The 21,147-nt window shown below is 62.5% G+C and carries 20 protein-coding genes; 10 read left to right on the forward strand and 10 right to left on the reverse strand.

The features are described from left to right. Positions 1-2: 2 nt before the first annotated feature. From ACYG9Z_RS19705 to ACYG9Z_RS19715, 3 genes are all read right to left on the reverse strand, one after another. Entirely contained in the window at positions 3-1,964 is a 1,962-nt protein-coding gene (locus ACYG9Z_RS19705; protein WP_023740560.1) for a 3-hydroxyacyl-CoA dehydrogenase NAD-binding domain-containing protein, read from the reverse strand. Between the two features lie 224 nt (positions 1,965-2,188). Then, the gene (locus ACYG9Z_RS19710; protein WP_023667815.1) at positions 2,189-3,166 is read right to left on the reverse strand and encodes a UDP-glucuronic acid decarboxylase family protein; all 978 of its coding nucleotides are present in this window, start codon (positions 3,164-3,166) and stop codon (positions 2,189-2,191) included. Between the two features lie 179 nt (positions 3,167-3,345). Further along, positions 3,346-3,528, reverse strand: coding sequence for a hypothetical protein (locus tag ACYG9Z_RS19715; RefSeq protein WP_023667816.1), 183 nt, complete (start codon positions 3,526-3,528; stop codon positions 3,346-3,348). A 102-nt stretch (positions 3,529-3,630) separates the two neighbouring features. Here ACYG9Z_RS19715 and ACYG9Z_RS19720 point away from each other — a divergent pair, with 102 nt between their 5' ends. Together ACYG9Z_RS19720 and ACYG9Z_RS19725 are read left to right on the forward strand one after the other, a co-directional pair. Then, the gene (locus tag ACYG9Z_RS19720) at positions 3,631-4,911 is read left to right on the forward strand and encodes a nucleotide sugar dehydrogenase (RefSeq protein WP_023682723.1); all 1,281 of its coding nucleotides are present in this window, start codon (positions 3,631-3,633) and stop codon (positions 4,909-4,911) included. 31 nt (positions 4,912-4,942) lie between these two features. Further along, the gene (locus ACYG9Z_RS19725; protein WP_023695199.1) at positions 4,943-5,962 is read left to right on the forward strand and encodes an NAD-dependent epimerase; all 1,020 of its coding nucleotides are present in this window, start codon (positions 4,943-4,945) and stop codon (positions 5,960-5,962) included. A 70-nt stretch (positions 5,963-6,032) separates the two neighbouring features. On the opposite strand, the gene ACYG9Z_RS19730 is transcribed toward ACYG9Z_RS19725, so the two are convergent. Beyond that, entirely contained in the window at positions 6,033-6,929 is an 897-nt protein-coding gene (locus ACYG9Z_RS19730; RefSeq protein WP_023751788.1) for an AraC family transcriptional regulator, read from the reverse strand. A 147-nt stretch (positions 6,930-7,076) separates the two neighbouring features. Here ACYG9Z_RS19730 and ACYG9Z_RS19735 point away from each other — a divergent pair, with 147 nt between their 5' ends. After that, entirely contained in the window at positions 7,077-7,802 is a 726-nt protein-coding gene (locus tag ACYG9Z_RS19735; protein WP_023682721.1) for an SDR family oxidoreductase, read from the forward strand. A gap of 335 nt (positions 7,803-8,137) precedes the next feature. On the opposite strand, the gene ACYG9Z_RS19740 is transcribed toward ACYG9Z_RS19735, so the two are convergent. Continuing rightward, positions 8,138-8,884, reverse strand: a complete 747-nt coding sequence (locus tag ACYG9Z_RS19740) for an IclR family transcriptional regulator (RefSeq protein ID WP_023748001.1) — start codon at positions 8,882-8,884, stop codon at positions 8,138-8,140. A gap of 264 nt (positions 8,885-9,148) precedes the next feature. Then, positions 9,149-10,018, reverse strand: coding sequence for a helix-turn-helix domain-containing protein (locus ACYG9Z_RS19745; protein ID WP_023751789.1), 870 nt, complete (start codon positions 10,016-10,018; stop codon positions 9,149-9,151). A gap of 92 nt (positions 10,019-10,110) precedes the next feature. On the opposite strand from ACYG9Z_RS19745, the gene ACYG9Z_RS19750 reads away from it, so the two are divergent. Both ACYG9Z_RS19750 and ACYG9Z_RS19755 read left to right on the forward strand, forming a co-directional pair. Further along, a complete protein-coding gene (locus tag ACYG9Z_RS19750; RefSeq protein ID WP_023751790.1) occupies positions 10,111-11,655 on the forward strand; it encodes a 4-hydroxyphenylacetate 3-hydroxylase N-terminal domain-containing protein in 1,545 nt (514 codons plus the stop codon). Between the two features lie 6 nt (positions 11,656-11,661). Further along, a complete protein-coding gene (locus tag ACYG9Z_RS19755; RefSeq protein WP_023692271.1) occupies positions 11,662-12,171 on the forward strand; it encodes a flavin reductase in 510 nt (169 codons plus the stop codon). Positions 12,172-12,181: 10 nt separating this feature from the next. On the opposite strand, the gene hpaR is transcribed toward ACYG9Z_RS19755, so the two are convergent. Next, positions 12,182-12,577 (reverse strand): homoprotocatechuate degradation operon regulator HpaR, encoded by a 396-nt coding sequence (hpaR, locus tag ACYG9Z_RS19760; protein WP_023695202.1) that lies wholly within the window; start codon positions 12,575-12,577, stop codon positions 12,182-12,184. Between the two features lie 201 nt (positions 12,578-12,778). Here hpaR and ACYG9Z_RS19765 point away from each other — a divergent pair, with 201 nt between their 5' ends. From ACYG9Z_RS19765 to hpaH, 5 genes are read left to right on the forward strand one after another with little or no spacing between them, the layout of a single operon-like run. Next, positions 12,779-13,165 (forward strand): 5-carboxymethyl-2-hydroxymuconate Delta-isomerase, encoded by a 387-nt coding sequence (locus ACYG9Z_RS19765; RefSeq protein ID WP_023751791.1) that lies wholly within the window; start codon positions 12,779-12,781, stop codon positions 13,163-13,165. A gap of 11 nt (positions 13,166-13,176) precedes the next feature. Continuing rightward, positions 13,177-14,694 carry a 5-carboxymethyl-2-hydroxymuconate semialdehyde dehydrogenase gene (hpaE, locus tag ACYG9Z_RS19770; protein ID WP_023692269.1) on the forward strand — a complete coding sequence of 506 codons (1,518 nt, stop codon included), beginning with the start codon at positions 13,177-13,179 and terminating at the stop codon, positions 14,692-14,694. A 14-nt stretch (positions 14,695-14,708) separates the two neighbouring features. Then, the gene (gene hpaD, locus ACYG9Z_RS19775; RefSeq protein ID WP_023751792.1) at positions 14,709-15,686 is read left to right on the forward strand and encodes a 3,4-dihydroxyphenylacetate 2,3-dioxygenase; all 978 of its coding nucleotides are present in this window, start codon (positions 14,709-14,711) and stop codon (positions 15,684-15,686) included. A 29-nt stretch (positions 15,687-15,715) separates the two neighbouring features. Then, on the forward strand, positions 15,716-16,591 hold the full coding sequence (locus ACYG9Z_RS19780) for a fumarylacetoacetate hydrolase family protein (protein ID WP_023751793.1): 876 nt from the start codon (positions 15,716-15,718) through the stop codon (positions 16,589-16,591). After that, on the forward strand, positions 16,585-17,394 hold the full coding sequence (hpaH, locus tag ACYG9Z_RS19785; RefSeq protein WP_031244086.1) for a 2-oxo-hept-4-ene-1,7-dioate hydratase: 810 nt from the start codon (positions 16,585-16,587) through the stop codon (positions 17,392-17,394). The genes ACYG9Z_RS19780 and hpaH overlap by 7 nt, the downstream gene beginning before the upstream one ends. A gap of 17 nt (positions 17,395-17,411) precedes the next feature. Here the strand turns inward: hpaH and ACYG9Z_RS19790 are convergent, their stop codons facing one another. The 3 genes from ACYG9Z_RS19790 to ACYG9Z_RS19800 are packed head-to-tail and all read right to left on the reverse strand — an operon-like array spanning position 17,412 to position 21,130. Further along, positions 17,412-18,443 carry a phosphotransferase enzyme family protein gene (locus ACYG9Z_RS19790; protein WP_023751794.1) on the reverse strand — a complete coding sequence of 344 codons (1,032 nt, stop codon included), beginning with the start codon at positions 18,441-18,443 and terminating at the stop codon, positions 17,412-17,414. Continuing rightward, positions 18,440-19,747 (reverse strand): aminotransferase class III-fold pyridoxal phosphate-dependent enzyme, encoded by a 1,308-nt coding sequence (locus ACYG9Z_RS19795; RefSeq protein ID WP_023751795.1) that lies wholly within the window; start codon positions 19,745-19,747, stop codon positions 18,440-18,442. Before ACYG9Z_RS19795 ends, ACYG9Z_RS19790 begins: the two co-directional genes overlap by 4 nt. 33 nt (positions 19,748-19,780) lie before the next feature. Further along, complete coding sequence (locus tag ACYG9Z_RS19800; protein ID WP_023708115.1) at positions 19,781-21,130, reverse strand: aminotransferase class III-fold pyridoxal phosphate-dependent enzyme; 1,350 nt, start codon at positions 21,128-21,130, stop codon at positions 19,781-19,783. Positions 21,131-21,147 lie beyond the last annotated feature (17 nt).

Consider the following 21,147-nt stretch of genomic DNA (forward strand, 5'->3'; position numbering starts at 1 on the left):
CCTTAAACCTCTCCGGCGCGGAACATCGGCCCGCCCTTGTGGGTCGGGAAGCCATAGCCGTTGATCATCACCAGATCGATGTCGGAGGCACGCGCCGCGATGCCTTCGGCGAGTAATGCCTTGCCCTCGTCGGCCATTGCCGCCAGCAAGCGCGTGACGATCTCATCGGGCGAAAAGCGGCGCGGCACGATGTCCTTGGCCGCCCGAACGGCCTCGATCAGCGCCGCCACTTGCGGGTCGCTCCTGCGCTCGCCGTCGGAATAATCGTACCAGCCGCGCCCGGTCTTGCGGCCGAAGCGGCCGGCCTCGCACAGCCGGTCGGCGATCTCGACATAACGTGCTTGCGGATCGCGCATCGCCGCCTGTCGCTTGCGCCGCGCCCAGGCTATCTCCAGCCCAGCCATGTCGTTGACCGCGAAGATCCCCATCGGGAAGCCCCAGGCCTCCAGCGCGGCATCCACCTCTTCCGGTGCTGCGCCATCCTCCACCATGAACTCCGCCTCGCGGCGGTAGGCCGAATAGAGGCGGTTGCCGATGAAACCCTCGGTAACGCCGCACACGACAGGCAGCTTGCCGAGTTTCCTGACGAACGCGATAGCCGAGGCGAGCACATCGGGCGCCGTCGCCGCGCAATCCACCACTTCGGTGAGCCGCATGACGTTGGCCGGGGAGAAAAAATGCAGGCCGGCGATCCGTTCGGGCCGGGCGGTTGCCGAGGCGATCTCGTCGGGGTTGAGGTAGCTGGTGTTGGTCGCCAGTATGGCGTCGGGGCGGACGATACGATCAAGCTTCCGGAAGAGTTCGGTTTTTACCGCGAGATCGTCGAACACTGCCTCGATGACCAGATCGGCCTGCACCAGCCTGCCGGCGTCACTGGCCGCTTCAAACCGGCTCAGCGCCTCCCTGCGGGCATGATCGGTGAGTCGGCCGGATTGGACCGACTTGTCGAGAAGGCCGGCGATCCGCTCGTATCCTTTTGCCGCGGCGTCGTCGTTCTGCTCGATGCCGATTACGCGATAGCCGGCATTCAAGGCCGAGACCGCGATGCCTGCACCCATCAGGCCGGTTCCGACGATACCGACGGTCTCGACCTTGCGAGGCGTGATACCCTCCAGCCTGTCGACTTTGCTGGCTTGCCTCTCGGCAAAGAAGACGTGGCGCAACGCTGCCGCCTCGCGAGAATCCCGGAGGCGCAGGAAGGTCGCGCGTTCGTGCACAAGACCGTCCTCAAGTCTGGCCGTGGACGCGGCCCGGACCAGTCTCACGGCCTCTGCAGGCGCGATCTGTCCACGGCTGCGGGAAAGCACCTTTCTTGCGGCTGCCGCGTCGGCCTCAGGTTGCGAGCGCGGGACGGAAAGCGCACCCGTGCGCCGCAGCGGTTGGCCAACGAGACGGCGGGCGACATCGAGCGCGCCTTCGGGAAGATCGTCCGCAATGGTATCGATCAGACCGAGAGCGAGAGCTTCGTCGGCATTTGCGGGCCGACCCGTGCCGATCAGGTCAATTGCGGCGACCGTGCCGATGAGGCGGGGCAGGCGTTGGGTTCCGCCGGCCCCGGGCACTAACCCGAGCTTGACCTCGGGCAGGCCGAAGCTGGCCGCCTTGCTGGCCACCCGGTAGTGGCAGGCCAGCGCAATCTCGCAGCCGCCGCCGAGCGCCGCGCCGCCTACTGCCGCGACGATCGGTTTGGCGAAGCTCTCCATCGCTTCGATCACGTCAGGCAGTGTGGGCCCGATAGCGGGCTTGCCGAATTCCTTGATATCGGCGCCACCGATGAAGGTGCGCCCAATGGCGGTCAGCACCACGGCAGACACTTCATCCGACGCCGCACGCCCAAGCGCAGCCATCAGTCCGGCCCTGACATGGAGGGACAGCGCGTTGACCGGCGGATTTTCGATCGTGACGATGAGAACGCCATCGACGATCTTGCCTGTGACACTCTCGGAAAATCGTGCTGTGTTCATGGAGTTTTATTCCGGAACAACGGCAAATCTTCCTCCTCCTTCTGCTCTCCGCCAAATGCCGGTGTCCCGGCTCGGACGGATGAAGCGCCATGGATCTTCAAAATAATTTCAAGCTTAAAATAATTAGAATTCGAAAAACTTCAAGCCTACCGGAGTCGACTGCAAAAGGCGTCGCTACCACGACGGTGATCGGTCAGACTTGACGGTTGCACTGCGGTGCCGGGTCAAGGCGAGTTTGTGGAAACCTTCGGCAGCAGGGCTTTGAAATAGTCGATCGTCTGTTGCAGCCCGGCTTCTAAAGTCACCGTCGGCTCCCAGCCGACAAGCCTTTTGGCAAGGGTGATATCGGGCTGGCGGTGCCGCGGATCGTCTTGCGGAAGATCGCGGTAAATTATATCCGAACCTGATCCGGTCATCTGCGTCGTCAGTTCGGCCAAGCGCCTGATCGTTACTTCCCTTGGATTGCCGATGTTTACTGGACCGGTCACCTCCGGCCCCGTATCCATGAGGCGCAGCATGCCGCTCACCAGGTCGTCGACGTAGCAAAACGACCTTGTCTGTGAGCCGTCGCCGAAAATGGTTATCGGTTCACCACGAAGCGCCTGCACGATGAAATTTGAGACAACCCTGCCGTCTGCCGGGTGCATGCGCGGCCCGAACGTATTGAAAATCCGCGCGACCTTGACCCACAAGCCATGTTGTCGGTGATAGTCGAAGAACAGCGTTTCGGCGCAGCGTTTGCCTTCATCGTAGCATGAGCGCGGCCCGATCGGGTTTACATTGCCCCAGTAACTCTCGGGCTGCGGATGCACAGACGCGTCACCATAGACCTCACTGGTGGAGGCCTGAAAGACTTTGCATTTCAGCCGCTTTGCCAATCCAAGAACATTGATGGCGCCGTGCACGGCGGTCTTGATCGTCTGAACCGGGTCGTACTGGTAGTGAACAGGCGAGGCCGGACACGCCAGGTTGTAAATCTCATCGACTTCGACGTAGAGCGGAAAGGTCACGTCATGGCGCATGAATTCGAAGCGGGGATGCTTGGCCAAATGGTCGATATTGCGCTTTGATCCGGTGAAAAGGTTGTCGACACACAAGATTTCGTCGCCTCGTTCCAACAGGCGGTCAATAAGATGCGAGCCGATAAACCCTGCGCCCCCGGTAACGAGAATGCGTCTGCGGCTGTCATAGAGTCTGGCCAATTTCTGCTCCCAGGCAAATGCTGATCGACCAGATATCGGTCGCCACACGCAGGATACGACGTGTCCGCAGCCAATGCACAAGGACCAAACTGAAATTTCGCAGATCCGCTCGGTGCCGATGCGAATTCCGATCCCGGCATTTGGTTTGATCAGAAGGCACGATTGAGGCCGATAGTGGCCTATGGATTGGCAGCAGAGAATATCAGCCCTGTCGTCAGGGCCGCCGCTGCGTAGATGGCCGGCAGAACCTGACGGTTCACCCCAATCCGCAGCAGAGAGTGGCTCGAAACCCGGTCCTGCTGGATTTTATCCACAACATCGATGGCATCGGCGGATGGCAACATGAAAATGGCAACGACCATTTTTCGTGAGACATTCCTCTTCGCGATAGAGCATCGTTGAATTGGCCAACAGCCTGCCATACAAGCACGTCGGCTCAACAGGTGGCTCGAGGAACCCCACGGATGTCCGAACGCATTGCAGTTATCGGCCTGGGTTATGTCGGCCTGCCGGTAGCCATTGCCTTTGGGAAGGTTTTCCCCGGCACCATAGCTTTTGACATCAGCGAGCGTCGGATCGGGGAATTGCGTGGCGGCGTCGATCGTACGGGGGAGGTTGACGCAACGGCGCTCAAGGAGACCTCGATAGGGCTGACCACCGACCGGGAGATGTTGAAAGGCGCTACTTTCTTCATCGTTGCCGTGCCAACCCCTATCGACGCAAATCGCGCTCCCGATCTAGCTTCTTTGAAACTGGCGTCCGAACTCGTCGGCGAGGCGGTGAGCAAAGGCGCCGTCGTCGTTTTTGAGTCGACAGTCTATCCAGGTGTGACCGAAGATTTCTGTGGGCCGATCATCGAGCAGGTTTCCGGCCTGCGACATCCCCGCGACTTTGCCCTCGGCTATTCGCCCGAACGCGCCAACCCCGGCGATCGAGAACACTCGCTGCAAAAGATCGTCAAAGTCGTCTCCGGCGAGAATAACGAGACGCTGGAGCGCGTCGCGAACGTTTATGGCCGTATCATCGATGCCGGCGTCTACCGCGCCCCGTCGATCAAGGTGGCCGAGGCAGCGAAGGTTATCGAGAACACCCAGCGCGATCTGAACATCGCGCTGATGAACGAACTGGCAATGATCTTCGAGCGGCTCGATATCCGGACGCAGGATGTTCTTGATGCTGCGTCGACGAAATGGAACTTCCTTCCCTTCAAACCGGGGTTCGTCGGCGGCCACTGCATCAGCGTCGATCCATATTATTTGACCGCCAAGGCCGAGGCCGAAGGTTACCATCCGCAGATCATCCTCGCCGGACGTCGCATCAATGACGGCATGGGGGCCTTCGTCGCCCAGCAGGTTGTCAAACGGCTGATTGGTTCTGACACGCCCGTCAAAGGGGCTTCTGTCGGCATTCTCGGGCTGACATTCAAGGAGGACGTGCCGGATTTGCGCAACAGCCGCGTTTTCGACATGGTCAAGGAACTAAGGCAGTTCGGAATTATCCCTAAAGTCCATGATCCCCTTGCCGATGTCGAAACCGCTCGGCGTGATCACGGCGAAACAATCCTGCCGCTCGATGAGATAAACGATTTGCAGGCGCTTGTTCTGGCGGTGCCTCACAGGCAATATCTCACCAACGAAAGAGCGCGTCTTTTTCAAATGATCAGGCCGGGGGGGACACTGTTCGATGTCAAGTCGGCCATCAAGCCCAATGAAGTTCCCGACAACATAAAATACTGGAGCTTGTAAAGCTCGCCTGAAATTAACGCTAGGATATGCAGTGACATCAAGCAGGCCGATACTGATCACCGGCGCAGCCGGGTTCATAGGGTTTCATCTTTGCCTGAGGCTGCTTGCCGAAGGACGCCAGGTTATCGGCCTCGACTCCATGAACGAGTATTATGACGTCAGCCTGAAGCAGGCTCGTCTCGAGCGGCTGAAAGCGTTTTCGAATTTTTGTTTCGAGCATGCCGATCTCACGGAGCGGGACCGTATTTCGGAGCTCTTCCTTTCGGCCGCGCCGGAGGTTGTCGTCAATCTCGCGGCGCAAGCCGGCGTACGCTATTCCATCAGCAATCCGCACGCCTATGTGGAAAGCAACCTCAGCGGCTTTGTCAACATCCTGGAAGGATGCCGGCAGGCCTCCGTCGGCCATCTGGTCTATGCATCGTCGAGTTCGATTTATGGCGGCAGCACCCGCATGCCGTTTTCCGTGCACGATCCGGCGGACCATCCGCTCAGCCTTTACGCCGCAAGCAAGAAGGCGAACGAGCTGATGGCGCACACATACAGCCATCTGTTTGGACTGCCGACCACCGGGCTGCGTTTTTTCACCGTCTATGGTCCGTGGGGGCGGCCGGACATGGCGCTGTTCATCTTCGCCAAGGCTATCCTCGCCGGCGAGCCGATCGAGGTCTTCAACTATGGCAACATGCAGCGGGATTTCACCTATATCGACGACATTGTCGAAGGTATTATCCGCGTCATGCAGCAACCCGCGACACCCAATCCTGAGTGGAAAAGTGTCGCGCCAGACCCAGCGACCAGCAACGCCCCGTTCAGGATTCACAACATCGGCGGCAATTCGCCCGTTCAACTGAACCGATTGATCGAGGTGCTCGAAGACGCGCTGGGACGCAAGGCAAACCGCAACCTCAGGCCACTTCAGCCAGGCGACGTTCCGGCAACTTTCGCCAATGTCAGCTCGCTCGAGGAGGCGACCGGCTTCAAGCCCAAAATCCCGATCGAAATAGGGGTTCCGCGCTTTGTCGAATGGTACCGGGAGTTCTACCGAGCATGATCGGATGCTTCGCCACCTGGAGGCGGCTGGCTCCTGACCAGCCATCGCTGGCGCATGCCGCTCGGAAAACTCAATAAGCCGCAGCCGAACTGGGTGTCGCCTGAAGGCGGTGAATATCTTTCCGGGGCGGCGCACCGAACAGGCGACGATATTCTCGGCTGAACTGCGAAGGGCTGTCATAGCCCACCGCGAACCCGGCCGTGCCTGCGTTTACGCCGCCGGCAAGCATAATCCTTCGCGCCTCCTGCAGGCGCAGCTGCTTCTGGTATTCGAGCGGGGTCATGCGCGTAATCGCCTTGAAATGGGCATGAAGGGACGACGCGCTCATGCCTGATGCCGCCGCAATCTCTTCGATGCGCAGTTGTGCCTGGAAATGATTGCGGATCGTGGCGATGGCGCGGCTGACCTGGTTCAGGTGGCTGTCCACCGACGCCATCTGGCGAAGCGTGTCACCGTGCGGTCCGGCGAGGAGCCGGTAAAGGATTTCGCGTTCGATCAGCGGCGCCAGCACGGTGATGCTCTCGGGGCGATCGAGCAGCCTGACAAGCCGACAGGCGGCATCAATCAGGTCGGGGTCACTTGGATAGGCAGCTAACACCGGCAGATCCCTGCTGGGGGATGCACGTCCTTCTTTCACAAGCAGTTCGGCCAGCGCGGTGGAATCAAAATCTATCTTGCAACAGAGGTAGGGCGCCGCCGGGCTCGCCTCCAACACATGCCCGACCAGCGGCAGGTCGACCGAGACGAGCAGGTAGCTCGATGCGTCATAGACCACGCTCTGGTCGGCCAGCGAGACGCGCTTCGATCCTTGGGCGATTATGCAAAGCGACGCCTCGTAGACCGCAGGCACGGGTGCACTGGGCTGGTTGGCGCGAATGAGCGACAGCCGCGGCACCGCAGTGCCGGCCATGCCAGATTTCGGCGCAAAGCGGGTGATCAGCTCGGCGAGTTCATTGATTTTCCCCATGCCGCATAATCTTCATGGCGCGAAATGTTGCAAGGCATTTCGAGTTCATTTGGAGGATCGTGCAAACTCTTTGGACGATCACGCTACCGCCCTTTGCCGGTTCGCCGCCATCTATCTCCCCGTCACCGCAGCGAAAAAGGAACGATCATGACGGGACTTAAAGACAAGGTTGTACTCATCACCGGCGCCTCCAGCGGCATCGGCGAAGCGACGGTTCGGGAACTTGCCGGTGCCGGCGCCAGACTGTTCATCGGGGCCCGCCGCACCGAGCGGCTCAAGGCGCTGGCCGCAGAAATTGGCAAAGGCGTCGCGTGGCGCGAACTCGACGTGACTGACGCGGCGAATTTCGACGCCTTTGCCGATGCCGCTCATGCCGAATTCGGGCAGATCGATGTGCTGGTCAACAATGCCGGCGTCATGCCGCTGTCGCCGCTTGCCGCGCTGAAGCGCGATGAGTGGTCTCGCATGATCAATGTCAACATCGGCGGCGTGCTGAACGGGATCGCCGCGGTGCTGCCGCGCTTCGTCGCCCAGAAGAATGGGCATATCGTCAATGTCGCCTCGGTCGGTGCGCATATCGTGCTGCCCACCGCGGCGGTCTATTGCGGCACGAAATATGCCGTCTGGGCAATCACCGAGGGGCTGCGGCAGGAGCATGACGACATCCGCGCCACGATCATCTCCCCCGGAGTGACCGCAACCGAACTGGGCGACGATATCAGCGATCCTCAGGTCGCCACGGCTCTGAAAGAATGGCGGCAGAAGTCGCTCACACCGGACGCCATTGCACGGGCGATCCGTTTTGCGCTTGATCAACCCGATGGCGTGGACGTCAACGAAGTGATCGTGCGGCCAACCGCTGCCAATATGTAGAACTTGCTGCCGGATGCCGGCTTTCGGCGAGCTAGGGCGCTCTCCGAGATCCGGCAACGGCACACCCCTTAATGCACCCGCCCTCAGCCTCTGGCGCAACTCCCGCGGGCCACATCGTACCGGCTCTCGAACGCGCGAAAAATGCGCACTCGAATTGAACCCGCAAGCAAAGGCGATTTCCGAGATCGTGGGCGACACTCGGGCGGGCGACAACAATTCTTCCTTACTGCGCTCCAGCCGCCTGTCCCAGACGAAGCGTTCCGGTCTCGCGGCAAGGCCGGTGCGCCGCTGGGAACTTAACCCGAAAATCATCTCCCCCTGCGACGGTAGAGATGTCAGGCTTCGCCGGCCAGGCGCGCTGAAATCAGCCGCGCCGCCTTGATCACCGCTTCGCCCTGGCTGGCCGCCATGCTGTCATCGGCGCGTGACACAGGCGAGGCCACCGCCAGAGTGCCTAAAGGACGGCCATCGGAGCCGAGGATTGCCGCGGCTATGCTGTGGACGCCTTCTTCATAGCCTTGGGAGCTCGAGGAATAGCCGCGCTTGGCGGCAAGCCGGATCGCCTTCATCAGCCTGTCGGGCTGCGTCACCGTGTGTGGCGTGAAGGTCGGCAACGGCTTGTCGACATAGGCCTCGGCCGCTTCCTGAGGCGAAGCGGCGAGAAAGGCGATGCCGGAGGCGGTGCCGTGCAAGGGCAGCACCTGGCCGACATCGACATTGACCCGGTTGGCCTTTGCCGAGAGTTCGACGTGGACGGTCAGCAGTGCGCCGGCGCTGAATTCCGACAGATGCACCGTTTCGCCTGTTTCCAGCGCCAGCTCGCGAACCACAGGTGCTGCCACGCGCACGAAGGGAAAATGCGCGTCGCGAAAGCGGGCCAGCCGCGACAGGCCGGCGCCGAGCCGGTAGCGGCGGCTTGCCGGCTCCTGTTCGATCAAGCGGTGGTCGGCCAGCGCCATCAGCAGGCGCCGCGCCGTCGCCTTGTCGAGGCCGGTTTTGCGGGCGAGCTCGGACAGGCCGATCTCCGGTTCGCCGAGCGTGAACTGCTCCAGCAGCGATATCGCTTTGCCGACTGTGCTCATCGTGCATCCTCAAGATACTTCGCATGGGACGGAAGCCAATCCACCTTGCAGTCCGCTCATAGCACATAAAATGGTGGTTCAAATAACGAACCGTTTGGAAGTGACAAAAAACACCAGCAAGTTTCGCGGCGACATCAATCGATGCGCCTCGCCGTGCGCGGGTTATGCTGCGCGGCACACCTATCAACAGGTGGATCAACTCGGCGGCGCCGTGCCTGGCCGGCGTGTCGGCTCAAACGCCTGATCCTGGCCGGCGCTGAAGCTTCAACTCTGCCCCAGCTGCGCGCGGCGCCAGGCGGCGGGCGCCTGGCCAACCCGCTCCCGGAAGAAGCGTGAGAAATAGGCCGGATCTTCGAAGCCGATTTCGTAGGCGATGTCCTCGACGGTGCGCACGGTGAACAGCAGCAAGCGCTTGGCCTCCAGCAACCGTCGCTCGCCGATGAGTCGCTTGACGCCGCTGCCAAGCACCGTATGGGCGGCCTTGTCGAGAAGATGCGGTGTCGTGGCCAGCGCCTCGACGTAGCGGTCGACGGGCCAGTTGTCGCGGAAATGCGCATCGACCAGACGGCGCAAGCCGCGCGCCAATGCAGCATCGGAAGAACCGGTGGCATCCTTCACCTCGGGACCAAGGCGCGCGATGTGCGAGAGCGCGACGGCGATCAGCGCCGGCAGGGTCTTGTCACTGCCGGCCTGCGCCTCGGCATATTCGGCGGCGATCATCTCCAGCACCGCCGCCAGCCTTTTCCACGCGACATGCTGAGGATGGCCATCGGCAAAGACCGGCCGTTCCAATGGCAGCAGGCCGTGAGCGGCTATTGCCCCAAGCGCATCATCCGCGACCGAGACGACGATGGCGTCGGTGCCGGGCCCGATCGAGAAGCCGTGCACGATGGTGCTCGGAACGAAGCTGACGGCCGGCGCCGAAAAGTCCCAGGATTGATCCTCGATGCGATAGGTGCCGGAGCCGCTTGTCCAGTAGGTGATCTGGCCCATTTGCGGATGCTTGTGCGCGGCAACCTGGCCGAGATGAGTGTTGCTACGCGCAAGCACCGTCTCGACATGCAGGAAGCCGACATCGAGCGGCCGCACCGGCTCGCCATAGACAAAGAAATCAGGAATGGAATTGAGGCTCATGGCGCCGGAAAAAGTCCAATCGGTTTTGCCGTTACGTCCTAACCGATCCTTGCCAGGAGAGCTAGAGTTGATGCCATAAGTGGAGGAACATCATGCGATCGGAAGACTTTCGTGCCGACAATGGGCGCCCGTTCACCGGGGCCGAGTATCTGGAGAGCTTGCGCGACGGCCGCGAGGTCTACATCAACGGCGAGCGCATTGCCGATGTCACCACCCATCCGGCGATGCGCAATTCGGCGCGGTCGCTGGCGCGCCTCTATGATGCGCTGCACGATCCCAAGCGGCAGGGCACGCTGACCTCGCCGACCGATACTGGTTCGGGCGGCTACACCCACAAATATTTCCGCGTCGCCAAATCCTCCGGCGAACTCGCGGCCCAGCAGACCGCGATCGCCGAGTGGTCACGCATCTCCTATGGCTGGATGGGCCGCACGCCCGATTACAAGGCGGCACTGATGAACACGCTCGGCGCCAATGCCGACTGGTACGGCCCGTTCAAGGACAATGCGCTCGCCTGGCACAAGCGTGCGCAGGAAGCCGTGCTGTTCATGAACCACGCCATCGTCAACCCGCCGATCGACCGCCACAAGCCGGCCGAACAGGTGAAGGATGTCTTCGTCCACATCACCAAGGAGACCGACGCCGGCATCTATGTCTCCGGCGCCAAGGTGGTGGCGACGTCCTCGGCGCTGACCCACTACAATTTCCTGGCGCAGAGTTCGGCGACGGTCACCGAAGATCCGTCGCTGTCGGTCATGTTCATCGTGCCGATGAATGCGCCGGGGGTAAAGATGTTCTGCCGCGTCTCCTATGAGCAGACGGCCAACACGGCGGCGGCTCCGTTCGACTATCCGTTGTCGTCGCGCTTCGACGAGAACGATGCCATCCTGGTGCTCGACAATGTCTTCATCCCCTGGGAGGACGTGCTGGTGCTGCGCGAGGCGCAGAAAATCCTGTCCTTCCATCCGGCTTCGGGCTTCATGCATGGCTATTGCTTCCAGGGCTGCACACGCTTTGCCGTCAAGCTCGACTTCCTCGCCGGCCTGCTGGCAAAGGCGCTGCGCGCCACCGGCGGCGATGCCTTCCGCGGCAACCAGGCGGCGCTGGGCGAGGTGATCGCGCTCAGGCACATGTTCTGGAGTTTCTCCAACGCCATGGCCTACAATCCGATCCCCTGGGCGAATGGCGCTGTCCTGCCCAACCTGGAAGCAGCCCTTGCCTACCGGACTTTCATGTCGGAAGCCTATCCGCGCGTCATCGACACGGTGCGCCGGGTGATCGCTTCTGGGTTGATCTACCTGCCGTCATCAGTGCGCGACTTCAACAATCCCGAGATCGACAAATACCTCGCGCAATATGTGCGCGGTTCCAACGACATGGGCCATGTCGAGCGCATCAAGATCATGAAACTGTTGTGGGACGCGACCGGCACCGAGTTCGGCGGCCGCCACGCGCTCTACGAACTCAACTATGCCGGTGCGCCGGAAGAGGTGCGGCTGCAGGTGCTGAAGGGCGCCGAACGCGGCGGCCGGCTGAAAGCCATGGAAGAACTGGTCGATACCTGCATGGCCGACTATGACGAGAACGGCTGGACGGGAGATACCTGGCTCAATCCGCTCGCTTCTACGGCCGGGTGATGTCAGATGGCCACGCAGATTTCGAAGGCCGATTTCCGCGACGCCATGGCAAGGGTCTGCGCGCCGGTCAACATCGTCACGACAGATGGTCCGGCCGGGCGCGGCGGCTTCACCGCCACCGCCATGTGCAGTGTGTCGGACGAACCTCCGACACTGCTGGTGTGCATGAACGGCCGCTCGACGCAGGCCGCCATGTTCCTCGCCAACCGGCGCTTCTGCGTCAACGTGCTGACGCATGACCATATGCACCTGGCCGGCAAGTTCGCCGGCGCGACCAGGGACATGGAGGCACGCTATTCGGCGGCGCGCTGGCAAACGCTGGCCTCAGGCACGCCGGCGCTGTCCGATGCGATCGTCAATTTCGATTGCGAGATCGAGGATGTGCACATAGTCGGCACGCATAATGTCATGATCGGCCGCGTTATCGACGTCAGGCACGGCAGCGGCGGCTCGGCGCTGCTTTATGTCGACCGCAATTACACGCAGCCGACGCGGCTTGGCAGTTTTGGCGGCTGAGCGGAAGCAGTCAGTTCTCGCCGGCGATCAGGCTCTCCAGCAGATCGAGCAATTGCTCGAGCCTCTCATGTCCGAAGCGCTGTTCGATGTCGCGGTAGATGACGAGGCGTTCCGGCGACAAGGCATCGATAAGGGCGGAGCCCGCCGGGGCGATCGTCAGCACGACACGGCGGCCATCGCCTTCCGCCTTGTTGCGGGTGATGAATTTTCGGCCCTCGAGCGTCTTGATGATGCGTGTCAGGCTGGGCGGCAGCACCGAAGCGCGATCGGCAAGTTCCGTCGCCTCGACAGGGCCGGCCTCGCTCAGAACGCGCAGCACACGCCATTGCTGTTCGGTCACGTCATGCGCCGCCAGCATAGGGCGAAACCGCGCCATCACCACTTCGCGGGCATGGAGCAGCGCCATCGGCAGAGAACGACGGGTGTTTTCAGGCAGCAAGAAGCAGCGTCCCCAATGATGCGGGCGGTCGGCGTGACCGCACGCCAAAACCTGACCTTTCCATCCCGTATCGTCGCCTCAACTTGGATGCAAGGCTTGACTTCAGCGATGCTGCATGTAATTAACGCGTTAACTACAACAGTGGAACAATCCGGGAGGCGAGACGCGGTGCCTCACTTTTCCATCGAGTATTCGGCCAACCTCGATGCCAAGGTCGACATGAGCGAATTGTGCGCGCTGGTGTTGCGCACCGTGCTCGGCACCGGGCTGTTCGAAACCGGTGCGGTACGGGTGCGGGCCCTCCGCGCGGAGGCCTATGCCATCGCCGACAGCTTGCCGGAAAACGCCTTTCTCGACATGTCGTTTCGCATTGGAATCGGCCGCAGTGCCGAGGACAAGAAACGAACCGGGGAGGCGGTCTTCGCCGCGGTGAGCGAATACCTCGCCCCCCTGTTCGAGACCCCGCATTTCGCTCTTTCCCTGGAGATCAGGGAAATCGATCCGGTCCTGAGCTGGAAGAAAAATGCAATCCACCCGCGACTGCGCGGCAAGTGACGGAAGCTGATATGTCCGACCTCGAAGGCAATCTGAAAAAGGCCGAGGCCTATCTGGCCCGTTTCAAGCGCGACGGCGTGCTGAACCAGATCGGCGGCGAAGCGGTGCCGGCGGTGGATGGCTCGACCTTCGAGAGCATGTCGCCGGTCGATCTCAAGCCGCTGGCCAAGGTCGCGCGTGGCAGTGCCGCCGATATCGACCGCGCCGCCAAGGCGGCAAAGGCGGCGTTCCCGGCCTGGGCCGCCATGCCGGGCGACGGGCGCAAGAAGCTGCTGCACAAGATAGCCGATGCGATCGAAGCGCGCGCCGAGGAGATCGCCTTCGTCGAGTGCATGGACACCGGCCAGGCGCTGAAATTCATGGCCAAGGCCGCGCTGCGCGGCGCCGAGAATTTCCGCTTCTTCGCCGACCGCGCGCCGGAAGCGCGCGACGGCGAGACGCTGCGCACGACAGGCCAGGTCAACATCACCACGCGCGTGCCGATCGGCCCGGTCGGCATCATCACGCCGTGGAACACGCCGTTCATGCTGTCGACATGGAAGATCGCGCCGGCGCTGGCGGCAGGCTGCACCGTCGTCCACAAGCCGGCCGAATTTTCGCCGCTGACCGCTCGCCTGCTGGTCGAGATCGCCGAGGAGGCCGGCCTGCCGAAAGGCGTGTGGAACCTGGTCAACGGCCTCGGCGAGCACGCCGGCAAGGCGCTGACCGAGCACCCTGACATCAAGGCGATCGGTTTTGTCGGTGAGAGCCGCACCGGCTCGATGATCATGAAACAGGGCGCCGATACGCTGAAGCGCGTGCACTTCGAACTGGGCGGGAAGAACCCGGTGATCGTCTTCGCCGACGCCGATCTCGAACGTGCGGCGGATGCGGCCGTGTTCATGATCTACTCGCTTAACGGCGAACGCTGCACCTCATCGTCGCGGCTGCTGGTCGAAGCCTCGGTCTACGACACATTCACGGATCTGGTCGCGGAGAAGGCAAAGCGCATCAAGGTTGGCCATCCGCTCGATCCCAAAACGGTGGTCGGTCCGCTGATCCATCCGGTGCACGAGGAAAAGGTGCTGTCCTATATCGAGATCGGCAAATCGGAAGGCGCGGTGGTAGCCGCCGGCGGCGGCAAGTTCGCCGGTCCGGGCGGTGGCTGCTATGTCAGCCCGACGCTGTTTACCGGCGCCACCAACAGGATGCGCATTGCCCAGGAAGAGATTTTCGGGCCGGTGCTGACTGCCATTTCCTTCAAGGACGAGGCCGAAGCGCTGGCGCTGGCCAACGACACCCAATACGGCCTGACCGGCTATCTCTGGACGTCGGATGTTACCCGCGCCTTCCGCTTCACCGATGCGCTGGACGCCGGCATGATCTGGGTCAATTCGGAGAATGTGCGGCATTTGCCGACGCCGTTCGGCGGCGTCAAGAATTCCGGCATCGGCCGCGACGGTGGCGACCATTCCTTCGATTTCTACATGGAGACGAAGAACATCGCCTTCGCCACTTCAGCGCACACGATCCAGAAACTCGGCGGCTGACCGGAGGACATCGCATGCCACTGCCCAAACCAAACCTCTATCCCGCCTTCAACATCGTGCGCCTCAGCCATGTCGAACTGGCGGTCACCGACCTTGCGAAATCCCGCGCCTTCTATGTCGACACGCTTGGCCTGCAGGTTACCGACGAGACATCGGAAGCCATCTATCTAAGGGCGTTGGAAGAGCGCGGACACCACTGCATCGTGCTGAAGGCCGGCAGCGCCGAAGCCCGCGATCTCGGCTTCAAGGTTTTTTCGGATGAGGATCTCGACAAGGCCGAGCATTTCTTCAAGGCAAAAGGCCTGCCGGTCGAGTGGGTCGAGCGACCGTACCAGTCGCGCACCTTCCGCACCCGCGACCCGCACGGCATTCCGCTCGAGTTCTTTGCCCAAATGGAAAGGCTGCCGCCGATTCATCAGAAATATGCGCTCTACAAGGGCGTGAAGCCGCTGCGCATCGACCACTTCAACTGCTTCTCGCCCAATGTCGACGAGTCCGTCGCCTTCTACAACGAGCTTGGCTTCCGCGTCACCGAATACACCGAGGATGCCAGTAGCGGAAAGCTGTGGGCGGCCTGGACGCACCGCAAGGGCGGTGTCCACGACATCGCCTTCACCAACGGTGTGGGTCCGCGCCTGCATCACGTCGCCTTCTGGGTGCCGACACCGCTCAACATCATCGACCTGCTCGATCTGATGGCGACGACCGGTTACCTCGCAAACATCGAGCGCGGCCCAGGCCGGCATGGCATTTCCAACGCCTTCTTCCTTTATGTCCGCGACCCGGACAATCACCGCATCGAGATCTATTGCTCGGACTACCAGACGGTCGATCCGGATCTGGAGCCGATCAAATGGGACCTCAAGGACCCGCAGCGCCAGACGCTATGGGGCGCGCCGGCGCCGAAAAGCTGGTTCGAGGAGGGCAGCACCTTTGCCGGCGCGGCCGCACGCCAACCGGATTTGACGGCGTCGCCGATCATCGCACCGTGACCACAGACGCGAACCTGACGGAGACCGGGATGACTGCACATGGGCGGCTCGCCACCTTCACCGTCGGCGGCAAGACGCGCTATGGCGTGGTCACAGATAAGGGCGTCGTCGACCTGTCGACGCGGCACAGCCAGTGGCCGACGCTGCGCGAAGTGATCGAGGCTGGCGTGCTACGGCGGCTGGCGGAAGAGGCCGAAGCCTACGCCGTCGATTTTCCAGTCGGCGCCATCGCTTATGAAATCCCTGTGCCGTCGCCGGAAAAGATCATCTGCGTCGGCGTCAACTACCCGGACCGCAACGAAGAGTACAAGGACGGCCAGGCCGCGCCTTCGAACCCGTCGCTGTTCATCCGCTTCCCCCGCTCCTTCGTCGGCCACAACGCGCCGCTGGTGCGGCCGCCGGAATCGCCGCAGCTGGACTATGAGGGCGAGATCGTCATCGTCATCGGCAAGGGTGGACGACGCATCGCCGAGAGGGATGCCCTTGACCATATCGCGGCACTATCCCTGTGCAACGAAGGCACCATTCGCGATTGGGTACGGCACGCCAAGTTCAACGTCACGCAGGGCAAGAATTTCGATCGCACCGGCTCGCTCGGCCCGTGGCTGGTGCCGTTCACCGACGAGGCGCAGATCGCCGACATTGCGCTCACCACCCGCGTCAATGGCGAATTGCGCCAGCAGGACCACACCAGCCGGATGATCTTCTCGTTCCGCAAGATCATCGCCTATGTATCCACCTTCACCACGCTGGTGCCAGGCGATATCATCGTCACCGGTACGCCGACCGGCGCCGGCGCTCGCTTCGACCCGCCGATCTGGCTGAAGCCGGGCGACGTGATCGAAGTCGAAGCCGACGGCATCGGCGTGCTCCGCAACGGCGTCGTCGACGAGGCAGCATCGTGACCCCCGAGCAAGTTGAAGATGCCGCGGCAAGGCTGTTCGAAGCCGAGCGTTCGCGCCGCCAGATCCGTCTGCTCAGCCTCGATTTTCCCGACGCGACGATGGAGGATGCCTATCGCGTCCAGGCAGCGCTGGTGAAACGCAAGACCGATGCCGGGCTGACCCCGAAGGGCTGGAAGATCGGCCTGACATCGAAGGCGATGCAATATGCGCTCGCCATCGACACGCCGGATTCGGGCGTGCTGTTCGACGACATGTTCTTCAACGACGGCGCGACGATACCCGTCGGCCGCTTCATCCAGCCGCGCGTCGAGGCCGAGATAGCCTTCATCATGAAGGCGCCGCTGAAGGGTCCAGGCGTGACCATCTTCGACGTGCTCAACGCCACCGATTATATCACGCCGGCGCTCGAAATCCTCGACACGCGCATCGAACGCGTCAATGCCGAGACAAAGAAGGCGCGCACTTTCTTCGATACGATTTCCGACAACGCCGCCAATGCCGGCATTGTCATCGGCGGCCGGCCGCAACGACCCGATGAAGCCGATATGCGCTGGATCGGCGCCATCGTCTCGCGCAATGCGGAGGTCGAGGAGACCGGGCTTGGCGCCGGCGTGCTCAACCATCCGGCGATGGGCATTGCCTGGCTGGCGGACAGGCTCGCCCGCTACGGCATGTCCATCGCGGCCGGCGAGGTGGTGCTGTCCGGATCGTTCGTGCGCCCGGTCGAGGCGCGGCCCGGCGATACGATCGTCGCCGACTTCGGCAGCTCGGGAACGGTCAGCATCCATTTCGCCAAGAGCTGATGGCTCTCATCGGCTCGTCAGTTGGGCTGTTCGCCGCGCAAGTAGTCAATCACCACATCGGCTGCGATGGTCGACATGCGCAAGCCGACATCCCTGGTGATGTCGCCTTCGACGCGGCTTTGCACCCAGCCAAGAAACGCGAAGGCACGCAAGCCGGCGAATAGAGGCAATGCGGCGATGTCCTGCGCGGTCAGCGCACGCTCTTGCTGATAGCCGTCGAGCAGCGCTGCCTCGATCAGCGGGTAGATCGCCTCCTCGCGGTTCTGGTAGAGGGCGACGGCAAGGTCGTACATGTGCCAGCCATGGCCGCAATCATCGAAGTCGATGATGCGCACCGCACCATCATGAATGAGCACATTTTCGCGCACCAGATCGGCGTGGATGATGCCGAAATTGCGCGCGCTGCGCTCATGTTCCGACAGCGCCTTCACTGCCTTCTCGCGCGCCTGCAAGACCAGCGCGCGGCGAGGACCATCGAGAAAGGGCGAGGTCTCGAACCGGCCCCAGACCGGGTTCGCACCGAAGAAGCCGTCGAAGTCCCAGGCATGGCGGGCGAAGCCCGCGGGCGGCGTCCACGAGGCAGTGACATTGTGCATATGGGCGATGGTCCGCCCGATCGCCGTGAAGATCTGGATCGACTGGTCGGCCGTGTAGACCAGTGGCACGCCGCGTGCGCCCACGGCGCGGCCCTCCAGCCAGCTCAGGCAATCGGCCTGCCGGGGCTGCGCCGAGGTGGCCGTGCTGACAAGCACGAACGGATCGCCGGCCTGTGTTGCGACGCAAGACGGCGTGGCGACGCCGGCGGATTGCAGGAAGCCCATCCATTGCAGTTCCGAACGCAGCGCGGCGTCCGTGTGGTAGCCGAGCCGGTGGATGCGCATGGCTGCCGGCTGGCCATCCGGCAGCCGCACGCGGAAGACGGCGTTCTCGCGGTGCTTCAGAAGTTCCGGCTCAGAGTTGCGGACGCCCCAATGTTCGAGCGCACGCCTGGCGAGCTCCGTGACATCGGCTGCCGTTTCGGGCTCGGATTGGGTGGAAACAGAATTCACGCCGGCACTCCGCCGACTTCGCCCAGCACCTCGTCCAGCAGGCCGATCAGGAAGTCGGCATTGTCGCGCGAGAACGGCATGGGCGGGCGGATCTTGAGCACATTGCCGTGGATGCCGGTCTTGCCCATCAGCACGCCGCGATGGCGCATGCGATTGGCGACCTGCTCGGCAATGTCGGGCGCCGGTTCGCGCGTGTCGCGGTCGTGGACCAGCTCGGCGCCGAAGAACAGTCCGGCCCCCCTGACCTCGCCGATGCACTCATGCCGATCGGCCAGCGGGCGCAGCAGGCCGAGCGCATAGGCGCCGACGTCTTGCGCGTTGGCGACAAGGGTTTCCTGTTCGATGACGTCGAGGACGGCATTGGCGACCGCGCAGGAGACCGGGTTGCCGCCAAAGGTGTTGAAGTAGCGGAAAGCGTCGCGGAAGGTCGCCAGTATCTCCTTGGTGGTGACCACGGCCGCGATCGGATGGCCATTGCCCATCGGCTTGCCCATGGTGACGATGTCGGGGACGAAGCCGGCGCGCTGATGGCCCCAGAAATGGCTGCCGGTGCGGCCGAAGCCGGGCTGCACTTCGTCGGCGATGACCAGACCACCGGCTTCGCGCACGGCCCCCAAGGCGTCGTCGAAAAATCCGGTGGGCAGAGCCGGGAAACCTTCATTGGCGAGCAGCGGACACAAGATGATGCCAGACAGGCCAATGCCATCCTGTGCCAGCGAGGCGATCGCTTGGCGCACGGCGTCGCCAAAGGCCTTGCCATTGGCCATCGCATCGGGATGGCGATAGCTGTCGGGGGCCGGCACCAGCCTGACATGGGGGGCGCGGCCGCGGATCGGAGGCATGCGCGTGCTCAGCTGCGAAACCGCCGTCGTGTTGCCATGATAGGTGGCGTCGGTGGCGATGATGCCCATATTGCCGGAGGCGGCCTGCGCCATGCGCAGCGCGATGTCGTTGGCCTCGCTGCCGGTGCAGGTCAGGATTGCGGTGGCGAGGCTTGCATCGAAGGTCGCCGTCAGCCGCTCGACATAGTCGAGAATTGCGGTGTGCAGATAGCGTGTGTGGGTGTTGAGCAGGCTTGCCTGACGGCACAAGGCCTCGACCACATGCGGGTGGCAATGGCCGACATGGGCGACGTTGTTGTAGGCATCGAGATATTTGCGGCCGTCGGCATCGTAGAGCCAGACGCCTTCGCCGCGCACCAGGTGCACGGGCTCGTCGTAGAACAATTGCGATTTCGCGCCGAGCAGGCGGGCACGCCGCTTGACGAGCGCTTCCTCGCTCGGGTTCTTCTCAGATTGGGTCATTGCGTACCAAACTCCATTGCGTCAGCGGGTCTATCAGGCCCTCGACAGACCTGCATCGATGGCCTCGCCGATCTTTGCCACGTCGGCGGCGCCGATGATCAGCGGCGGCGACAGGATGATGTTGTTGCCGGACACGCGCAGCATGACGCCGGCGTCATAAGTGGCTTCCGAAACCACGGCCATGGTCTTCTTGTCCACCGGCTTTTTCGTCGTGCGATCGGAGACCAGCTCTAGCGCAGCCATCAGGCCCTTGTACCTGATGTCGCCGACGATCGCGTGCTTGGCTTTTAGCCCCTCCAGCGTCGCCGCGAGCTCGATGCCGCGCGCGGCTGCGTTCTCGTCCAGGCGAAGCCGCTTGGTCTCGGCAAGTGCAGCCAGCCCTGCCGCGCAGCCGACAGGATGGCCGGAATAGGTATAGCCATGACCGATCGCCCCGAAGCTGGTCTTGTCGGCCTCGAAGACGTCGGCGACCTTGGCGCCGATCAAGGTGGCGCCGAGCGGGAAATAGCCCGAGGTGATCGCCTTGGCGATGGTCATGAAATCCGGCTTCACGCCGGATAGCCGCGAACCCGACCAGGCGCCGGTGCGACCGAAGCCCGTGACCACCTCGTCGGCGATCAGCAGGATTTCGTGGCGGTCGCATATCTCGCGGACCAGCGGCATGAAGCTGTCATGCGGAACGATGACGCCGCCGGCGCCGAGAACCGGCTCCATGATGAAGGCGGCAATGGTGTCGCCGCCCTGGAAGGCGATCTCATCCTCCAGCGCTTTGGCGCACAGTTTGGCCAGCCGCGCCGGATCGGTCTCATCGAACGGATTGCGGAAGGTCCAGGGTGCGGGAATGTGGAAGACGCCGGGCATAAGCGGCTCATAGTTGCGGCGGAAATTGGCGTTGCCGTTGACTGACGCGCCACCGAAATGGGTGCCGTGATAGCCCTTCTTCAGCGCGAGGAATTTTGTCCGGTCGCCCTGGCCGCGGATCTTCCAGTATTGGCGGGCGAGCCGCAGTGCGGTTTCGACCGAATCCGAGCCGCCCGAGGTGAAGAAGGTCCGCACCATGCCTTCCGGTTCGAACCATTCGCTGAGTTCGTAAGCGAGCTCGATCGACGGGCCGGTCGACGTGCCGCGAAACCCGGAATAGTAGGGCAGGGCGCTGAGCTGGTCGGCGATGGCCTTCTTGATCGGGTCGCAGGAGTAGCCGAGATTGACGTTCCACAGTCCGCCAACCGCATCGAGCACGGTGTTGCCGTCGATGTCGGTGACCATCACGCCTTCGCCTTTCATGATCACCTTTGGCGGGTTGGCCCGCATCTCGGCCGGGTGTGCCATCGGATGCCAGATCGGCTTGGCGTTTTTCTCGGTGAGGAAATTGATGTCGCGCATCGCAAGGCTCCGCAAAT

The sequence above is a fragment of the Mesorhizobium sp. RSR380A genome, from assembly GCF_054719385.1.

Excerpts from the sequence above, each read along its gene's own strand:
- ACYG9Z_RS19705 (WP_023740560.1), bottom strand. The coding sequence starts at position 1,964 with ATGAACACAGCACGATTTTCCGAGAGTGTCACAGGCAAGATCGTCGAT.
- ACYG9Z_RS19715 (WP_023667816.1), bottom strand. The coding sequence starts at position 3,528 with ATGGTCGTTGCCATTTTCATGTTGCCATCCGCCGATGCCATCGATGTT.
- ACYG9Z_RS19720 (WP_023682723.1), top strand. The coding sequence starts at position 3,631 with ATGTCCGAACGCATTGCAGTTATCGGCCTGGGTTATGTCGGCCTGCCG.
- ACYG9Z_RS19730 (WP_023751788.1), bottom strand. The coding sequence starts at position 6,929 with ATGGGGAAAATCAATGAACTCGCCGAGCTGATCACCCGCTTTGCGCCG.
- ACYG9Z_RS19735 (WP_023682721.1), top strand. The coding sequence starts at position 7,077 with ATGACGGGACTTAAAGACAAGGTTGTACTCATCACCGGCGCCTCCAGC.
- ACYG9Z_RS19740 (WP_023748001.1), bottom strand. The coding sequence starts at position 8,884 with ATGAGCACAGTCGGCAAAGCGATATCGCTGCTGGAGCAGTTCACGCTC.
- ACYG9Z_RS19745 (WP_023751789.1), bottom strand. The coding sequence starts at position 10,018 with ATGAGCCTCAATTCCATTCCTGATTTCTTTGTCTATGGCGAGCCGGTG.
- ACYG9Z_RS19750 (WP_023751790.1), top strand. The coding sequence starts at position 10,111 with ATGCGATCGGAAGACTTTCGTGCCGACAATGGGCGCCCGTTCACCGGG.
- ACYG9Z_RS19755 (WP_023692271.1), top strand. The coding sequence starts at position 11,662 with ATGGCCACGCAGATTTCGAAGGCCGATTTCCGCGACGCCATGGCAAGG.
- hpaR (WP_023695202.1), bottom strand. The coding sequence starts at position 12,577 with ATGGCGCTGCTCCATGCCCGCGAAGTGGTGATGGCGCGGTTTCGCCCT.
- hpaE (WP_023692269.1), top strand. The coding sequence starts at position 13,177 with ATGTCCGACCTCGAAGGCAATCTGAAAAAGGCCGAGGCCTATCTGGCC.
- hpaD (WP_023751792.1), top strand. The coding sequence starts at position 14,709 with ATGCCACTGCCCAAACCAAACCTCTATCCCGCCTTCAACATCGTGCGC.
- ACYG9Z_RS19780 (WP_023751793.1), top strand. The coding sequence starts at position 15,716 with ATGACTGCACATGGGCGGCTCGCCACCTTCACCGTCGGCGGCAAGACG.
- ACYG9Z_RS19795 (WP_023751795.1), bottom strand. The coding sequence starts at position 19,747 with ATGACCCAATCTGAGAAGAACCCGAGCGAGGAAGCGCTCGTCAAGCGG.
- ACYG9Z_RS19800 (WP_023708115.1), bottom strand. The coding sequence starts at position 21,130 with ATGCGCGACATCAATTTCCTCACCGAGAAAAACGCCAAGCCGATCTGG.